The organism is Nitrosovibrio sp. Nv4 (assembly GCF_900215485.1).
Lineage (GTDB): Bacteria > Pseudomonadota > Gammaproteobacteria > Burkholderiales > Nitrosomonadaceae > Nitrosospira.
The window spans coordinates 1,198,890-1,216,636 of sequence record NZ_OCMZ01000002.1 but is presented as its reverse complement, the minus strand read 5'-3'; the positions used below and the strand labels follow the sequence as shown (position 1 = coordinate 1,216,636).

Sequence of the window (17,747 nt, the reverse complement as noted above, 5' to 3'; positions counted from 1 at the left end):
GAAGTTGGAATGTAAGGATTCACCATGGTTAACGGCAAAGTGCGCCACTCCTGTAAAGAAACGCCAGTTTTAGGTTAAACTCCCGTTTTTATAGAAATGATTTTATGATTATGGCTGAAGAGGCCTTACCGAGATCCCGGCGCCTGCTTTTGGGGTTGACCGGCGGGGTGGCGGTGTATAAGGCTGCGGAGCTGGCTCGTCTTTTAATACATGGCGGCACCGATGTGCAGGCAGTAATGACCGAGTCTGCCGGCCGTTTTGTAGGCACGGCGACGCTTCAGGCGTTAACGGGCAAGCCGGTATTCACCGACCTGTGGGATACGAGCATTGCCAACAGCATGGCCCATATTGATCTCTCCCGCCACGTGGACGCTATTCTTATTGCCCCTGCCAGCGCCGACTTTATTGCCAAACTCGCCAATGGCCTGGCTGATGACCTTCTCTCGACGTTGTGCCTTGCGCGTGATTGCCCACTACTGATCGCGCCGGCCATGAACCGGCAAATGTGGGAAAACGCCGCGACTCAACGCAATTTGAGTATGCTGCGGCGTGATGGGGTATTGATACTTGGTCCGGCAAGTGGCGCCCAGGCGTGTGGCGAAACCGGTATGGGCCGTATGCTTGAAGCACATGAACTCGCTGAAACGATGCGTGCTTTTTTTCAGCCCAAGCTGTTGAAAGGCAAGCGTGTACTCATCACTGCCGGACCTACTTACGAGGCGATTGACGCAGTCAGGGGGATCACCAATCTGAGTTCGGGAAAAATGGGTTATGCAGTAACCCGTGCGGCGCTGGAAGCGGGGGCAGAGGCCACCCTCATCTCGGGCCCTGTTTGTCTGGAAGCCCCTCCAACCGCCAAGCTCGTCGGCGTGGTCAGTGCGGAGGATATGCTGGCGGCGGTAAAAAAAGAGCTTTTGGATGCCGATGTTTTTATAAGTGTCGCGGCAGTAGCAGACTACCGTATTAAAAGTGCCAGTAAACAGAAAACAAAGAAAACCAACAATAATATTACGCTCGAACTTATTCCGAACCCCGATATTCTGGAGTTTGCGGCAGGCCTGTCTAATCCGCCCTTTTGTGTAGGCTTTGCCGCAGAGACAGAAAATCTCGAGAAAAATGCTGAAGCCAAGCGGCGCAAAAAAAAGCTGCCGCTGCTTGCCGCCAATCTGGCTCAGGAAGCTATTGGCGCCGAGGACTGCGCGCTGACGCTGTTTGACGATTCAGGCAAACATCATTTATCGAAAGCGCCGAAAATCGAGCAGGCGCGGCGCTTGATTAAACACATTGCATTACTGCTTGAACAGCAAAAGCCTTGACGTAACCGGCATGTTAAAAATCGACGTAAAAATTCTCGACCCACGCCTTAAAAATCAGTTGCCCGCTTATGCCACTCCAGGCTCCGCTGGCCTCGATTTGCGTGCCTGCATTGAGCATGTGATGACCATAGAACCGGGGGAAGCTAATCTCATCCCTACTGGTATCGCCATTCATCTTGGCGATCCAGGACTTGCCGCGATAGTGATTCCTCGCTCTGGCCTGGGACATAAGCACGGTATCGTGATGGGGAACCTGGTCGGGCTGATCGATTCCGATTACCAGGGACAGATTTTCGTGTCCTGCTGGAACCGAGGACGTATTCCTTTTCTGTTGAATCCGCTGGAGCGTATTGCGCAGCTGGTGGTCGTGCCGGTAGTTCAGGTCGGTTTCAACGTAGTAAATGACTTTGAGCAAAGTCATCGCGGCGCGAATGGCTTCGGCAGCACGGGCAAGCACTGATGCGCACCCTTGCAGTGTTTCTGTTTTTTCTTTTATCGATGCCAGCGAGCGTAGTAATGAGCGCAGAAATGCCGGTGCGCCAACTCAGGATTTCAGGCCATTCGCTTTCTGTCGAAGTCGCCCATACTCAAGCTTCCCGCTCGCAGGGATTGATGTACCGCCAGTCGCTGGGTGAAAACAACGGGATGCTGTTTGTATTTTCCGAGCCCGGACGCCACAGCATGTGGATGATGAATACCGACATACCGCTGAGCGTTGCCTTTCTTGATGAAAAGGGGGTGATTCTCAACATTGAGGACATGATGCCCCGCACGGCGACGGCGCATCGTTCCGCAGGCGCGTCGAAATACGCGGTTGAGGTGAATCGGGGCTGGTTTGCGGCAAGAAACGTGAAGCCAGGTGAGCGGGTTACGGGTCTTGAGAAAGTGCCGACAGCAGAATAAACGGAATCGCGAATGCGGGTTTCCCCCGTCTTACTCGCCTCCTGACCCTTCAGCGCATGCCTGGAAGCATCCCTTTCATGCTTCGAAGCATTTTTGCCATCCCTCCCTTACTCATCATCTTCATCATTTTCTGCGCTTGCTCGAATTGCGCCAGCAAGCGGTTTACCTCCTGTACAGTGACACCCGCCCCAGCGGCGATACGGCGTTTGCGCGATGCTTTCAGGATTTCCGGTTTGGCGCGTTCCTGGGGCGTCATGGCATTAATGATGCCTTCGGTTCGGCCCATGACTTTATCGTCGATTTTTACGTTCTGCGCCGCCTGGCTCAATTGGCTGGGCAGTTTGTCCATCATCGCGCTCATGCCGCCCATGTTTCTCATCTGTTGAAATTGCATTTTGAAATCGTCCAGATCGAAGCTTTTGCCCGATTTCATCTTTTTGGCAAGTTTTTCGGCCTCGTGCTGATCTACGCCGCGCTGGGCTTCCTCGATCAACCCCAGCACGTCGCCCATGCCGAGAATTCGTGAAGCCATCCGGTCTGGATGGAATGCTTCCAATCCAGTCAGCTTTTCGGCTACGCCCGCGAATTTTATCGGCTTGCCGGTGACGTGAAGTACTGACAGCGCCGCGCCTCCCCTGGCATCGCCATCGAGTTTCGTAAGAATTACGCCGGTCAATGGCAAGGCTTCGGCAAACGCTTTGGCGGTATTGACAGCGTCCTGTCCCTGCATTGCGTCCACGACGAACAACGTTTCGATGGGATTCAACAGCGTTTCAAGTTCGCGGATTTCCGCCATCATGGCTTCGTCGATCGCCAATCGCCCGGCGGTATCCACAATCATTACATCGTGGAAGTGCCTGCGCGCGAAGCTCAGTGCGCCAGCAGCTATTTCTTTCGGCTGTTGGCCTGCTTGAACAGGAAAGAATTCCGCGCCCGTTTGCCGGGCCAGCAGTTCCAATTGCTGAATGGCCGCGGGGCGATAAGTGTCGCAGGAAACAAGCAACACTTTTTTCTTTTTTTGTTCCATCAACCACTTCGCCAGCTTGCCGCTACTGGTAGTCTTGCCCGCTCCCTGCAACCCTGCCATGAGGATGACCGCTGGCGGCACGGTAGACAGGTTGATGTCGGCTTTTTCCCCTCCCATAAGGGCAATCAGTTCCTGATGCACTACCCCTACCAGTGCCTGCCCCGGTGAAAGACTGCCTATCACTTCCTTGCCGACAGCTTTTTCCTTGATGCGCGCGATAAATTCCTTAACCACTGGCAAGGCAACATCGGCCTCCAGCAGCGCCATGCGCACTTCGCGCAACGCTTCCTGTATATTCGTTTCGGTCAGTCGTGCTTCACCTCGGAGGGTCTTGATGACCCCGGATAGACGGTTGGTAAGATTGTCGAACATGCAAAATGCCTCTCGGGAAAAATTGGTGTAGACTAAACGGACGTTCCGTTTTAATCTGCAATGTCATGTCCGGTATTCTAGCCTATCTCGTTGCTTTCCTGCTGTATGCGCTGATCGGTTGGCACTTCTGGCGCACCAGATGGAACGCGCCCCCAAATACCGCAGGCGGCGGCGCAACTATGGCTGCGGGATGGGAACGTTACGCCATTCTCGCTCCGCTGGTGCTGCACGGCTATACGCTTTATGAGTCCGTATTCGCTGGCGTGGGATTAAACTTCGGCGTGGGCAGCGCCGTTTCCTCTATCGTATGGCTCACAGCCATGATTTACTGGCTGTCCGGCTTTTTCTACCGCCTGGAAGGCTTGCAAATCCTGGTTGCGCCCGTGGCCGCCGTGGCGGTATTGCTTCCGCTGGCGTTTCCTTCCCTGCACCCTCTGGCCAATACGGAGTTTCCTGCGTTCAAGGCACATATTTCAATCGCGATGCTGGCATACAGCCTGCTAACCATTGCCGCGCTCCACGCGTTGCTCATGGCAGTGGTGGAGCGCCGTCTCCATCATCCGGCCATGCCTTCGGTGCTGACTAATCTGCCTCCGCTGCTGGCGATGGAAACATTACTCTTCCGTGTCATCTGGGTAGGATTCGTGTTGCTTACGCTAACGCTCATCAGCGGAGTTGTTTTCTCCGAGGAAGTGTTTGGCCAGCCGGTAAAATTCACTCACAAGACCCTGTTCGGCTTCATTTCATGGGGCGTTTTCGCCGCCCTGCTGGCGGGCAGGCAACTCTACGGCTGGCGTGGACGCATCGCCATCCGCTGGACGCTGGCAGGATTCATCATTCTGCTGTTGGCTTATCTCGGCAGCAAGTTTGTACTGGAAGTGATATTGCGGCGCTAGCGGTACATTTGTGCGCCAGAAAACGGATGTGGTTGAGGCGATAGCGTGTTCAATTCAGAAGCATATCGCAAGCACGCCGCCGTCTTCCGATCCTGAATTTTTTCTACTTGCATAAAAGGCGCTTCTCTTGGAAGACATGCCGTTGTACGTGCTGCTGATAGCGCTGGCCGCTCTGCTGATTCTATCTGCATTTTTTTCCCTTTCTGAAACCAGCATGATGGCGATCAACCGTTACCGGTTGAAACATCTTGCAAAACAGGGAAATCGGGGCGCCCGCCTGACCACCCAGCTGCTATTGAATACCGACAGGCTTCTGGGCGTAATCCTGCTAGGTAATAATCTGCTGAATGCCGCTGCCGCGACGCTGGTGGCGGTGATTGTTTCCGTTTCTTTCGGTCAAAGCGATCTGGCCCTGTTTTTTGGGACGGTGGCCGTAACTTTTGCCATTCTGATTTTCAGCGAAATTACACCCAAGGTCATCGCGGCCGCCCACGCGGAGCCTATCGCGCTGGCTTCGAGTTATGTGTTGACACCATTACTCAAGCTTTTTTATCCGGTGGTATGGTTCGTCAATCTGTTTGTACAGGCGCTGCTTATTATTCTGCGCCTGAAGCCCGCGGCGGATAACGCTGCACAAAAAATCAGCATGGAAGAACTCAAAACGCTGGTCCTGGAAGCGGGGCATTTCATTCGGAAAAAGCACCAGAGCATGTTGCTCAACCTGTTCGATCTCGAAACCATCACCGTTGACGATGTCATGGTGCCTCGCGGCCAGATTGAAGCCATAGATCTGGAGGAGGACGATGAAACCATCCACAATCAGTTGCTCACGTGCCATCACACCCGCCTGCCGGTATACAGGGGAACACTCGATAACGTGATCGGTATCATTCATGTGCGTAAAGTGCTGAACCAGATGAGAAGCGGAGAGGTGACGGCGGCGATACTTGAGAAAATCATGCGCGAACCATACTTTATTCCGTCGGGTACACCCTTGTTTTCGCAGCTGCAACTATTCCAGGAAAACCGCGAGCGAGTTGGACTCATAGTGGATGAATACGGTGAGTGGATGGGACTGGTAGCACTGGAGGATATCATCGAGGAAATTATCGGTGAATTCACAACGCACGCACCTACACAAGCGGGTACATTCGTGAAACAGGAAGATGGTAGCCTGATAGTGGAAGGCAGTACCCTGTTGCGCGATCTCAACCGCAAATTTGGCCTGCAACTGCCCCTGGGTGGGCCAAAAACCCTTAATGGCCTTGTTCTGGAGTACTTTCAGGATATTCCTGAAGCAGGCACCAGCCTTAAAATCGCCGGCTATCCGGTGGAAATCATTCAGACGCAGGATCGGGTGGTCAAAGTTGTACGAATCTTCACCACTTCAACACAAATTGAGCAGAGGCCAACGAGTGAATATACAGAGCAGTAATTCTGATATCCGAGTTTAGATGTCATTTATTTACCTGCTGCAGAATTCCGCAGCTTTTTTTATATTCTTCTGTTCTATCATTGGCCTGGCAGTGGGCAGTTTTCTGAATGTGGTTATTTACCGCCTGCCGAAAATGATGGAGCGAGAATGGCGGGAACAATGTGCGGAGTTCCATGGTGAAGCCGTTGAGGCGCCGCCGCCATATAATATTGTTGCGCCTCGTTCCACCTGTCCCGATTGCGGGCATAGAATAACCGCACTCGAGAATATTCCATTAATAAGTTACCTGGTTCTGAGGGGTCGCTGCTCCCAATGCCGCGCAACCATTTCCGTGCGCTATCCCGTTATCGAGGCATTGACCGGCTTTATAAGCGGTTTTATAGCATGGCATTTCGGCTATGGTTTTGCAGCATTCGCCGCCTTGGCGTTTGCCTGGGCGATGATCACGCTGGCATTTATTGACCTGGATACTCAACTGCTTCCCAATGATATTACCTTACCGTTTTTATGGGCAGGATTATTGGTCAATTTAGGCGATAGCTTCACTGATATCCAATCCGCCGTCATAGGCGCAGTTGCTGGTTATCTCGTGTTGTGGCTGGTATATCGGACCTACAAACTCATCACCGGCAAGGAAGGCATGGGTCACGGGGACTTCAAACTGCTTGCAGTCATCGGAGCCTGGTTCGGATGGCAAATGCTGCCGCTGGTAATCGTGTTTTCTTCCGTCGTGGGCGCCATAAGTGGAATCGGACTGATCCTGATAGCAAAGCACGGGCGCCATATTCCCATTCCCTTCGGGCCGTATCTGGCCAGTGGCGGCATGCTTGCGTTGTTCTGGGGAAATCAGATCAACAGCGCATATTTCGCATTGGCTTTAGCCCGATGACCTTGATAATCGGCTTAACCGGAGGAATCGGCAGCGGCAAAACCAGCGCTGCAAACTTTTTCTCGGCCCTCGGTATTGATATTGTCGATACCGATGTGATTGCGCATGAACTGACCCAGCCAAAGGGGGCAGCGATTGATGCCATTCGACAAACTTTTACCGATCAATTCATCACGGCGGATGGCGCCTTGAATCGAAAAGAAATGCGCAGACTGATATTTTCCGACAGCGGTGCACGACGCAAGCTTGAAACGATTCTCCATCCCCTTATCCGCGATGAAGCGTCGCATCGCGCCGCGTTGTTCTCCGCCCCCTACGGAATAATAGTTGTTCCGCTGCTGCTGGAAACCGGCCAGTATCGCGAGTTGATCCACCGCATCCTGGTGGTGGATTGCGACGAACATGATCAGATTGCCCGTGCCACTGCCCGCACCGGATTGGATGAATCGGCCGTGCGCGCTATCATGGCCACACAGCTTTCGCGTGAGGAACGATTGCGACAAGCGGACGATGTGATCGTCAACGACGCAGATTTGCCACATCTGGCGCGGCAAGTAGGGGTATTACATGCGAAATACCGCGTGTTGGGGGGCGGCAATTAGTCGCTTATTGGCACTTCGCATTTATTGCGTACCCGTTTGATTGTAAAATGACGGTTTATAGCGCAGTATCACCACCAGTTATCCTGTTTTGGACTCGGTTCTCCATTTGCTATCGTGATTTGCTACGAACACCCTCTTAATGAACGCATTCGCACCTTGCTGCGGCTTGAGGACTTATTTGACAAGGTCGCTTTCTTCTCAGCAAGAGAAGACGCTTTTGAGCATCACTCCGCGCTTGTCACGTTATTTGAAATCCTCGATGTAACGGGTCGCGCGGACATGAAGTCCGATTTGCTGCAGGAACTGGAGCGGCAGAAACAGGCATTGGAATTACTGCGCGGAAGTCCAAAAATTTCGGAAGGCGCGTTGAACCAGGTGTTGAGTAATATCCAGATCGCTTCTCAGAGCATGTTGAGTATGCCGGGGAAAATCGGGGAACTCATGCGTGAGAACGAGTGGCTGATGAGCATCAAACAACGGGCCGGGATACCGGGGGGCGCATGTGAATTTGACTTGCCGTCTTATCATTATTGGCTGCATCTGGATCCTGCGGTCCGCCGCAGTGATCTCAACGAGTGGCTTGAGCCGCTGTTGCCTATCGAAAGGGGTTTCAGCATTGTTTTACACCTGTTGCGGAACAGCGGAAAAACATTCCGGCATACCGCTCGGCGTGGTGTTTTCCAGCAGATGGGGCCGGGACGAGTCGCGCACATGCTATGCTTGAAGGTCGATGATAGCCGGCCTTGCGTGCCCGAAATCAGCGCCAATAAATATGCGCTCAACATTCGTTTCGTCATTTCGAGTTCGAGACAAAAAACCAAAGCTTATGAAGAAGATGTAGAGTTTGAATTGACTTTCTGTACGCTATAAGAGGCTTCAGGTCGATTCATGCAGAATCGGCAACTGCTCTAATGCCCCGCTATTGCGGGGTTTTTTGTTTTTTCCAGTGGCAGGTACTATCATGACAATGGGTATTTCATAGGTAGCTAAACAAGCAACCAAGAGTATAAGGCGGTTCTTCAGCACATCACGACAGAAGGGAAGGGATGAATTGGGCATACAGACGAACATGCGGGCTCGGATCCGGGTGAGAGTAAGTGATCGGATACTCGTGCTGTTCGTAGTCACTATGGTCGCGCTTCCGTATTCAGAGCCCGTTGAGCTGCCTGAAATCGATCTCCGTCGATCCTTGGGAGGGTAATGACGAGCATTTTCATCAGTTATCGGCGGGACGACAGTGCTGCTTCCGCAGGGCGGCTATATGATCGTTTAGCCCATCACTTCGGCAAAGAACAGGTCTTCCGCGATCTGGATGCCATTGCGGCAGGCGCCGAGTTTGCGAAGGTGATCGAAGAGCGTATTTCCCAATGTAATGTAGTGGTTGCGGTCATCGGTAAAAGTTGGGTCGATATCAGGAATGCCGCTGGGCAACGAAGACTTGATGACCCAAAGGATGCCGTCAGGATAGAGATTCGTGAGGCGCTCAATCAAAAGAAACTTATTATCCCCACGCTGATAGCGGGGGCGGAGATTCCCAAGCCTGAGCAACTGCCGGAAGATATCGCCGCACTTGTTGGCCGAAACGCGATCGAGATCAGCGAATCCCGTTTTGATTACGACGCGGGCCGCGTGATCGAGGCAATAGAAAAGGCTGGCGTGACGGCCAAGCTAAATGAAACCCCCCCGACAGCACCTCAAGGGGCGTGGGCTGTAATAAGCAACAGAACTCACCAACGCACCTGGAAGTTTATCGGCAGCGGTATTGCGGTCCTGGTTGGCGGGGTGTGGACGCTTTACACCCATTTTTCCGATAAGGAACCTGCGCCCGCTACCGGCCCGACTGTCACCGCGTCAGGTGGAGGCATTGCCGCGGGGCGCGATGTAAACATCACTGCTGGGCGCGACATAAAGATCGGTCTGTCCCTTCCGGAGTTTGAGGAATGGCGCCGCAAGCTCAAAGAAGAAGCGATTGCAGAGCTTACCAGGGAATTCGCGAAGGAAAGACAGGCGGACCAGGAGAAGATTGCTGAGCTCGAGCTCAAGATCAAGAAAGCGGAAGCCGATCTGCAGGCTCCTGAAGAAGCCAGCACGAGATACAACGCAACGATCGCGAGCGCCGGCAAAAGCTTGCAGGATATAGCGCCTAACGTTCCGGAATCGGTTCTTGGACAAGCGCGTGAGTCGCTCTTCAAGGGGGATACGGCAAAGGCCGAGCAGTTATTCGAGCAAGCGTTGGGAACGGATACCAAGCGCGCCGCTGAAGCTGCGTTTCAGCTGGGCGAACTGGCTTTGGGCAGGATCGACTACATCAGGGCGCGGAAATATTACCTGGAAGCCGCGCGCCTTCAGCCGGAGAATGCCGACTACGTCAACAAAGCGGGGAAGATCAACCATGAAATGGGGCGCTATTCCGAAGCGCTTACATCCTATCAAAAAGCCCTCACTATTCGAGAAAAGTCGCTCGGCCCCGGCCATCCCGATGTGGGAGTGAGCCTCAACAACCTGGCAGGGCTCTATCACGACCTGGGCCTATATGCCAAGGCCGAGCCCCTGCTTCAACGGTCATTGGACATCATGGTAAAGGCCCACGGTCCGGACCACCCCGATGTAGCGGTGTGTCTGAACAACCTCGCAACCCTCTACTACACACAGGGGGAATACGCCAAGGCCGAGCCCTTGTATCAGCGATCATTGAAAATTGGGGAAAAAACCTACGGTCCCAACCATCCCCATGTGGCGGTGCGGCTCAACAATCTGGCGAAGCTCTACTATGCCTTGGGCCAATATGCCAAGGCCGAACCGTTGTTTCTGGGTTCACTTAAGATTTTTGAAAAGACGCTGGGACCGGACCATCCTCATGTGGCGACGAACCTCAGCAACATGGGCGGGTTCTACTATACTCTCGGCGAATACGCAAAGGCCGAGCCCTTGTATCTGCGCGCGCTTAAGATTCGCGAGAAGGCCCTTGGCCCCGATCATCCTGATGTAGCGGCAAGCCTCAACAACCTCGCCACTCTTCACTATGCCCAAGGCCATTACGCCATGGCCGAGCCGTTGTATCAGCGCTCTTTGAAAATCCTGGAAAAGGCCCTCGGTCCTGATCATCCTCATGTGGCAGCCAACCTCAACAATCTGGCCGAACTCTACCAGGAGCAGGGTCAATATGCCAAGGCCGAACCCTTGTATCGGCGGTCGCTGAAGATTTGGGAAAAAACTCTCGGCCCCGACCATCCCCACGTTGCAGTTAGCCTCAACAATCTGGCGGCCCTTTACTATAATCAACAACAATACGCCAAGGCCGAGCCATTGTTCCAACGCTCACTGAAGATATGGGAAAAAACCCTTGGCCCCGACCATCCGGATGTGGCGAACGCACTGGAAGCTTATGCCGACTTGCTCAGTAAAATGGGGCGCGCTAAAGAAGCGGCATCGCTACACGCCCGTGGGGAGGTGATTCGGAAGAAGCACGCACAAGCCAATGGTGACGGTAACGCGAAGAAGTAGAGCGGCAACGTGTGCTTTTTTATACCGCGGGCCTTCGCACTATACCTCTGTACCGCATTTCTCCCACATTACTTTGAATCCACGCATGCATAAAAATAACAGGATTTTATTGTCAAAGCCCTTTCCCAATCTGACGCGCGGAATTAGAGGCGATTCAGATGCGAGGTGTCGGTCACAAGAAATCTGAATCGGCGTCTGCCGAATTCTTCGTTTCGATGTGTTCCGGCTTCTCCCGTTGCAGTTGTTGCCCCAATGTTGATTACAAGCTCACTTCAGGCGTGGCGAAGTCTCCCCGCTTCATGCACGCGTACCCGCTTGGCAAGTCTCCAGGCTCTTTAGTAATCGCACAGCAGGCTGTAGATCAGTTCAAAAGAATTGTATAGGCTCCCCATTTAACTCCTTTCTGAGGTTTTCCCATTACCGATACATAATCGTTTACTCCGAAATCTTTTACTTTCCCCGACTTTCAGTCACCAGACTTAACCACCAGCATCCGATCGTTATTGCGCCCTCACTGAGCGACTATCATCATGAGCGGACACGCCGGCGTTACACCTGGATACGCTATACATATCCTTATTTTTTCTATCCAATCGCCGCCTTGATTTTTTTCAGATTGTACCAACCATAAACAATTTTTGTCGGGACATAATTCGTATGGTTTATTTCGTTTACCTGGTAGTGGCTGCCCGTTTTCTATCGACTTCTCGACTAAATTAAACGTACGTTGTACTCCTTCGCCCGGTGCACATTCCTCTGTTTTTATTGGCTCTGGGGTTGTGAGGATATGCTTTTGGTATTGTTTGTCCGTAACAATTACTAATATGTCTGTTACGCCCAGCGTCTCAATATCATTTAGCGTGAATTCTCCTGTAAATGCCTTACCGGGAATCTTGTCAACAGGTAGGGTTGTTTCCTGTTTTTTGTCCATTTTCTTAATCTCCTTAAAAGTTCAAAGTCAGTCGTAAAAAAAAGGTGCGGTCAGGGGAATAACGTAGGTTGTAAAATTGTTGCTCAGATTGTTGTAAGTTTATATTTCTATAAAAAAAATCTTCGTTTAAAAGATTTCTGCCTTCCAAGCTGAGAATACCTCTTCGTTTAGGAAGTCTATAGCCGATCGCCGTATCGAGTAAGACGAAGCCGTCAACTCCAGCATTTGTAGAAGCCAAGCGCGCCACTTCTTGCCGGACATAGGACGTTGTGAGTTTTGCAAATACTCCGGAGGGGTCGAAATAATTCAGACTAACAGGCACGCTTAATGTTTCCATTCGATAAGGGTTGCTTCCGGCGCTGTCGGGATGTTGAGAAAATTTCTCAAATCGGAGTTCACCCCTGATCGCCCAATATGGGTGAGGTAACCAATAAAGATAGGTGCGGTAGAGCTTCTCTTTTTGCTTCACAATTCTGCGTAAAGACAAATACTCTCGCAACAACGGAACGTCAAGATCGCGTGCCGATACTTCAAAGCCCCCGTATAACTTATTTGCAATACGAGCATCCAAGCCCAGTCCCATTCGTCGAGCTCTGGTTCCATTAACATCATCAAACATCTGATTAAAACCGGCCACTTGAGTTGGCTCAAGGGTCTGATTGGCAACCAGCGCCGGCTTGATCGTTTCGAACCAGGCAAGTCTCAGACGTAGATCGTCGGTAATATTCCACTGTAGGCCGATTTTTGGACTTACTTTATGAAAACTGAAACTTTTATCATCCCCTGCCCCAATTGGAATGCCTAATCTCCGAAAATCCTCTCTGTCAATGTCATATTTAAAGGAGTCGTAACTTAGGCCAAGTGTCGCATTTATATTTTTAGGAAGATTGAGGTTTGTATAGATATAAGCATTGTCGCGCTTGCTCCCAACATCCGGCCGTATGAGATTACAAATGACGCCGGGGAAGCAGGGCGGATTTCCAAAATCCAGGTTTTGTTCCCTCTCTACATCGAATCGATAAGTGCCGCCCCCAGCAGTCACATTGAATCGGTCTTCCCGGAGCAAGTACTGAACCTCTGCTTGATATCCGCGGTCTCTCCTTCCATCGGTAACAAATGGTGAGCCGAAGGTTATGGTGGGCGCGACGGGAGACAATAAATCCTCTTTTCGGTCAGTGTAGATTCCCGAAACGATAAAATCCTGCTTCGGTGATAATGAGTATCTCGCTCCTATCCGTACCCAATCCTGTTGCAGTTTTCGTCGACTTTGCTCACTAAAGGTATCGAGGTCGAAATCTTGCAATAGATCTCCGTGCTCAGTCTCACGCGTGCGCACCTCTGCCTGTACGTTGAACCTGGGCGTCACCGCATACTGAATAAATGCATTGTAGACGTTATGTTTTTGGTCATTGTTTGGACGAAATCCGTCAGTGTTATAGTGAAACTGTCCGACGCTGACCGAAGCGCGGCCATAGAGTGCCGTGAGCACGGCTTCGTCTCCTATCGTGTTGTTACTGCCAAAGATTCCGGAAGCCACGAGTTGGGGCTTGTTACGCTCCACCAGTGGCGCGAATTCGTTAAAACCCGCCACTGCGGGACCGGTGGTCGTGATGACGTTGAGATCAGCCACAGCCAGGCGAGGTTGGACTGGGTTGACGTTGATCGGTTGCAGAAGCTGAGCTTGAAGCAGTTCGCTTACACGCGCGATATCGTGCCTTGGTATGTCGGCGTATGCGTCCGAAAGAAAGCGATGCGATGAGTGACTGGCGGGATCTAGGCTCAAGGATTTTGCGGTTTCCATGAGTGCGCGCTTCTCGAACCCCAAATTGTCGTATATTCGCGCCAGGCTGGAGCCACGTGCCGCCTGATCCCGATCCAGCAGCAGCTTTGAGCGATACACGGCCCGGTTGTCATTGAGTTTGATGGATTTTTGTAAATCCCATAGCGCCTCTACCGGTCGATTCTGCGTCTGCTTCTGGATTGCGTCATAAAACCAGGGAGTGGGATCGTTCGGATCGAGCGCCTTGGCCAGATCGAACTGCGCCTCAGCAAGGTTGTAACGCTTCTCCTCAAAATACGCTTTACCCAGATAGCTGCGGATCAGCGAGTTCAGCGGATCGAGACTTGTTGCGATCTCCAGTTCAATGCGTCCTGCTTCCAGATCCCCTTCGCGTATCTTCGCAAGGCCCATGCCGAGTCTCGGCATGGGGTCGGCCTGATCGAGTTCGATGGCTTTAGTAAAGGCAGACTTTGCTGCCCCGGTATCGATTTGGGTCAGATGGGCAAATCCCAGTACCGTCTGTGTCTTTGAGAGATTGGGGTTCAGATCGACTGCACGTTGGGCTGCTTCCAAGGCACGATCCAGATAGCCAGTGGACATATGCAATTCAGCCAAACGCGCCCAGATGAGCGCATTCTGTGGATCAAACTCCGTCGCTTTTTGGGCGCTCTCAAGCGCTGCCTCGATCTGGAAGTGAGCCTGCTGCGCATAGGAAAGCGCCAGCCTTGCGGTGGATGAGGCTTCATCCAGCTCGACAGCTTTTGTCGCCAGAGCGAGGGCCTGTTCCTTATCGTTTTGGACGACGGCAATGATTGCTTGTAATGCATAGGCGTCGCTGTTGCCGGGTTCCAATTTGAGCGCTTGCTCGATATCTGCTCTGGCTTGCTCGACCCGCCCGACTGAGAGTAAAAGACCTGCGCGATACGTCAAAAAGCGCGGAGAACGCTCGCCCTGAGGCACACCGTCGAGCGCCGCCAGCGCTTCGGGCAGCCGGCCTTGTCGATACAGATCAATAGATGTACTTAACATTGGCGCCGCTGGTTCATCAGCTAGCTTCTCATCCAGCCGATAGCCGATAATAGTTGGGTAATACAGTGCCCATTGAACCGCGTCGGTGGGACGGACAACCTCTTCCTTTCTCGGGGGCTGATCCCTGGCAATAGTCGCCGCTTCGTTGCTGACCAGACTAATGCTCCCCTGCTCGTTGCTGGCGGATACCTTGCCCTCGTAGATCACGAGCCTGGCGCTGTCCTGATCGGTGCCGATGAAGAATTCGGTTCCTTCAACATTTGCGACGAGAACCGGTGTTCTCACCCTGAACGGCTTGGGTGTACGGGTGATGACGTAAAGCGAGCCCGTGAGCAATTCCACCAGCGCAGTCCTGTCCTGTCCTGATGCGGCGAGGGTGAGGACAGTCTTCTGATCGAGCCGGAGGGTGCTCTCGTTACTAAGCCGCAGGGCCGCTCGGCTGCGCTCGCGAACACGAACCGTATCGCCAGGGCAAAGCGCGGCATTCAACTTCGCTGGTTGCCAGTCAGTTTCCCTGACACGGCGCAGTTCTACTGCTCCTTGCACAGAAACCATCATCGCAATGGCCGGTGTGCAGAGTTCTGCGGCGTGAACATCGAGCGCGGAATTTAATAGAGCAACAACAGTGGCCCATAAGACTGCTACCCCGGCACTCCAGAAGCGTTCGGATTTCTGACAACTGTTCCAATACGATTTCATCCTTCCCCTGGCAAATAGTGAAGCGAATTCTTGTTGTATGTCAGGAAATCCGTTTTTGTGTAGCAGTTATGGAGTCAGTAAAAAAGATAAACAGCCAATTTGCTAATATTAAAAAGTTCAGCCTTGGCGCCCTGTTTGCCTGGCCCTCATGTACTTGAAATACAGTCTTGAAGCGCTAGATGCACATCGTATAATTCCGGGCCAGAATCTTTCTAATTTATTCGACTATGGCAACCAAAATACGGTCTGGATGAGAAACATTTCCCCTAGAGTCTGAGTCTGAATCGGACGTCTCTCGATTAGCAGTTGGCAATGAGTCATGCGCAGTTTCTGGCCGCGCATAATTTTTTGGTTATAATGTTTTCTCTGGGCAGGACATTCGGTGCGTCACCGCACATATTCGATAGTTTTTTTTGTAGCCCGCCTCTTCTACATTCCGCATGTAACTGATCCAAGCCGATCCGTTTCTGCTTGACTAAAACTTATTCAACTCAGTATCTTACCTTTCATCAAATCCATTAGATCAACCCAACGTTATCCACTCGATGGTAAATTTTTTTGCGCTAATTCCTGCTGCCGGTTCCGGTTCACGCATGGGAGACGAACTTCCCAAGCAATTTTTGTCATTAGCCGGGAAGCCAATGATTTACCATACGTTAAGGACGCTGTGCAGTTCTCCCCGGATCAGTTGTGTGTTCGTTGTGCTTGCATCAGGCGATGGCGAGTGGGCGCGGCATGACTGGTCGGAATTCTCGGGCAAGCTCGTCGTGCTTGAATGCGGTGGCGCAACCCGCGCGGAGAGCGTGCTCAATGGCCTGAAGGCCGCGCGGGAAGCCTCGTCCGTCAGGGATGACGATTGGATGTTGGTGCATGATGCCGCGCGTCCCTGTTTGGGGAAAGCGCAGCTCGACAAGTTGATGGAAGAGTTGGCTGACGACGAGGTGGGCGGATTACTCGCAGTTCCAGTGGCGGACACATTGAAGCGCAGTGATACCGGCAGCCGGGTTGAACGTACAGAATCCAGGGAAAATTTATGGCAGGCGCAAACGCCGCAGATGTTTCGTTACAAGTTGCTTATGGAAGCATTGAGCATGAGCGGCGGCGTCGCCATGACGGACGATGCGGGTGCAATTGAGGCGCTTGGGCTCCGCCCCAAGCTCGTTCTGAGCGACGCACGTAACCTGAAAGTTACTTATCCGCAGGATCTGGTTTTGGCGGAACTGATACTGAGAAATCTCTAAATGGTAACGCACCGCAGGCGCAGCGGCGGGTTATAGACTGGCTGCAAGCAGAGTTGAGAGAGGAAATGTGAGTAATTACAGAATTGGGCAAGGCTTTGATGTACATCAATTGGTGGAAGGCCGCAAACTTGTCATCGGCGGGGTAACCATTCCTTATGACAAAGGCCTCCTCGGACATTCCGATGCGGACGTGTTATTGCACGCAATATGTGATGCTCTCCTGGGAGCGGCGGCGTTGGGCGACATTGGCAGGCATTTTTCCGATACAGACCCGCGGTACAAGAATATCGACAGTCGCGTATTGCTGCATAATGTTTATCGCCTGCTGGCGGAGCATCATTACAGGGTGGTGAATATAGATGCTACCATCATAGCGCAGGCGCCTAAAATGTCGCCGCACATTCCCGCCATGGTTATCAACATCACGCAGGATCTTCGAATGAGGGCGGGGGATGTCAATGTCAAGGCAAAGACCGCCGAACGTCTTGGTCCCGTTGGCAGGGGTGAAGGAATAGAGGCGGAGGCGGTCTGCCTGATCACGCGAATGGACGATGCGGACTAAAGACAGCACTGAAATCGGGCGACGAACAGCTCGGGTTTTTTTTGCGATATGGCCGGACAGCAACGCCCAAAGGCAGTTGGGCGGGCTCGTAAAGCGGTTGCAATTGGAAGCGCTCTGCGGCGGACGAAAAACGAAAGCGGAAAACATTCATCTAACGCTAGTGTTTGTGGGAGAAGTGGAGATCGACAAGTTGGAAATCCTATGCCGGGTGGCCAAGGAAATCAGGGATTCCGGAGCGCGTGCTTTCGATCTAGTTGTGGAAAAAATATGCTACTGGAAACACAAAGGCATCGTTTATGGGGAAATCGGCAGAATCCCACAAGAACTTATGAGTTTGGTAACCGCCTTACAGGATGGGCTGTCCCATGCCGGATTTTCATTGGAACAGAGAGCTTACAGACCGCATATAACGTTGATGAGAGATGCTTCGTGCCAGACTTTGCCTGAATTGACGGAACCGATAGCCTGGCGGGCATGCGAATGGGTGCTGGTTAAATCTGAACAGACCAGCGACGGATCGGTTTATGTACCTGTTGACCGCTGGTCTTTGGATTCCTGACT

General features: G+C 52.3%; 15 protein-coding genes. 12 read left to right on the top strand and 3 right to left on the bottom strand.

The genetic code is table 11. The annotated features are described in order from the left end of the window. The first annotated feature begins 110 nt into the window (after positions 1-110). From coaBC to CRO05_RS13875, 3 genes are read left to right on the top strand one after another with little or no spacing between them, the layout of a single operon-like run. Complete coding sequence (gene coaBC / locus CRO05_RS13885; RefSeq protein ID WP_097067997.1) at positions 111-1,316, top strand: bifunctional phosphopantothenoylcysteine decarboxylase/phosphopantothenate--cysteine ligase CoaBC; 1,206 nt, start codon at positions 111-113, stop codon at positions 1,314-1,316. Positions 1,317-1,326: 10 nt separating this feature from the next. Then, the gene (gene dut, locus CRO05_RS13880; RefSeq protein ID WP_097067716.1) at positions 1,327-1,776 is read left to right on the top strand and encodes a dUTP diphosphatase; all 450 of its coding nucleotides are present in this window, start codon (positions 1,327-1,329) and stop codon (positions 1,774-1,776) included. After that, positions 1,776-2,219: a DUF192 domain-containing protein gene (locus tag CRO05_RS13875; protein ID WP_235001447.1), complete on the top strand. Its 444-nt coding sequence runs from the start codon at positions 1,776-1,778 to the stop codon at positions 2,217-2,219. Before dut ends, CRO05_RS13875 begins: the two co-directional genes overlap by 1 nt. A 49-nt stretch (positions 2,220-2,268) precedes the next feature. Here the strand turns inward: CRO05_RS13875 and ffh are convergent, their stop codons facing one another. Continuing rightward, positions 2,269-3,618, bottom strand: a complete 1,350-nt coding sequence (ffh, locus tag CRO05_RS13870; RefSeq protein WP_097067715.1) for a signal recognition particle protein — start codon at positions 3,616-3,618, stop codon at positions 2,269-2,271. 65 nt (positions 3,619-3,683) lie between these two features. Here ffh and CRO05_RS13865 point away from each other — a divergent pair, with 65 nt between their 5' ends. The 6 genes from CRO05_RS13865 (at position 3,684) to CRO05_RS13840 (ending at position 10,944) form a co-directional block, all read left to right on the top strand. Beyond that, a complete protein-coding gene (locus tag CRO05_RS13865) occupies positions 3,684-4,514 on the top strand; it encodes an inner membrane protein YpjD (protein ID WP_097067714.1) in 831 nt (276 codons plus the stop codon). Between the two features lie 136 nt (positions 4,515-4,650). Next, on the top strand, positions 4,651-5,949 hold the full coding sequence (locus tag CRO05_RS13860) for an HlyC/CorC family transporter (RefSeq protein ID WP_181319777.1): 1,299 nt from the start codon (positions 4,651-4,653) through the stop codon (positions 5,947-5,949). A 19-nt stretch (positions 5,950-5,968) separates the two neighbouring features. Continuing rightward, entirely contained in the window at positions 5,969-6,838 is an 870-nt protein-coding gene (locus CRO05_RS13855) for an A24 family peptidase (RefSeq protein WP_097067712.1), read from the top strand. Next, on the top strand, positions 6,835-7,440 hold the full coding sequence (gene coaE / locus CRO05_RS13850; RefSeq protein ID WP_097067711.1) for a dephospho-CoA kinase: 606 nt from the start codon (positions 6,835-6,837) through the stop codon (positions 7,438-7,440). The genes CRO05_RS13855 and coaE overlap by 4 nt, the downstream gene beginning before the upstream one ends. A gap of 114 nt (positions 7,441-7,554) precedes the next feature. Next, positions 7,555-8,310 (top strand): cell division protein ZapD, encoded by a 756-nt coding sequence (gene zapD / locus CRO05_RS13845; RefSeq protein WP_097067710.1) that lies wholly within the window; start codon positions 7,555-7,557, stop codon positions 8,308-8,310. Between the two features lie 330 nt (positions 8,311-8,640). Beyond that, positions 8,641-10,944, top strand: a complete 2,304-nt coding sequence (locus tag CRO05_RS13840; protein WP_097067709.1) for a toll/interleukin-1 receptor domain-containing protein — start codon at positions 8,641-8,643, stop codon at positions 10,942-10,944. 511 nt (positions 10,945-11,455) lie between these two features. Here the strand turns inward: CRO05_RS13840 and CRO05_RS13835 are convergent. Beyond that, positions 11,456-11,875: a hypothetical protein gene (locus tag CRO05_RS13835; RefSeq protein WP_097067708.1), complete on the bottom strand. Its 420-nt coding sequence runs from the start codon at positions 11,873-11,875 to the stop codon at positions 11,456-11,458. A gap of 13 nt (positions 11,876-11,888) precedes the next feature. Beyond that, entirely contained in the window at positions 11,889-15,383 is a 3,495-nt protein-coding gene (locus tag CRO05_RS13830; RefSeq protein ID WP_097067707.1) for a TonB-dependent receptor domain-containing protein, read from the bottom strand. 545 nt (positions 15,384-15,928) lie between these two features. On the opposite strand from CRO05_RS13830, the gene ispD reads away from it, so the two are divergent. The 3 genes from ispD to thpR all read left to right on the top strand — a co-directional run bounded on the left by ispD (position 15,929) and on the right by thpR (position 17,745). Next, positions 15,929-16,624, top strand: coding sequence for a 2-C-methyl-D-erythritol 4-phosphate cytidylyltransferase (ispD, locus tag CRO05_RS13825; RefSeq protein ID WP_097067706.1), 696 nt, complete (start codon positions 15,929-15,931; stop codon positions 16,622-16,624). Between the two features lie 67 nt (positions 16,625-16,691). After that, positions 16,692-17,186, top strand: a complete 495-nt coding sequence (gene ispF, locus CRO05_RS13820; RefSeq protein WP_097067705.1) for a 2-C-methyl-D-erythritol 2,4-cyclodiphosphate synthase — start codon at positions 16,692-16,694, stop codon at positions 17,184-17,186. Further along, positions 17,176-17,745 carry an RNA 2',3'-cyclic phosphodiesterase gene (gene thpR, locus CRO05_RS13815; RefSeq protein WP_097067704.1) on the top strand — a complete coding sequence of 190 codons (570 nt, stop codon included), beginning with the start codon at positions 17,176-17,178 and terminating at the stop codon, positions 17,743-17,745. The genes ispF and thpR overlap by 11 nt, the downstream gene beginning before the upstream one ends. Positions 17,746-17,747: the final 2 nt, after the last annotated feature.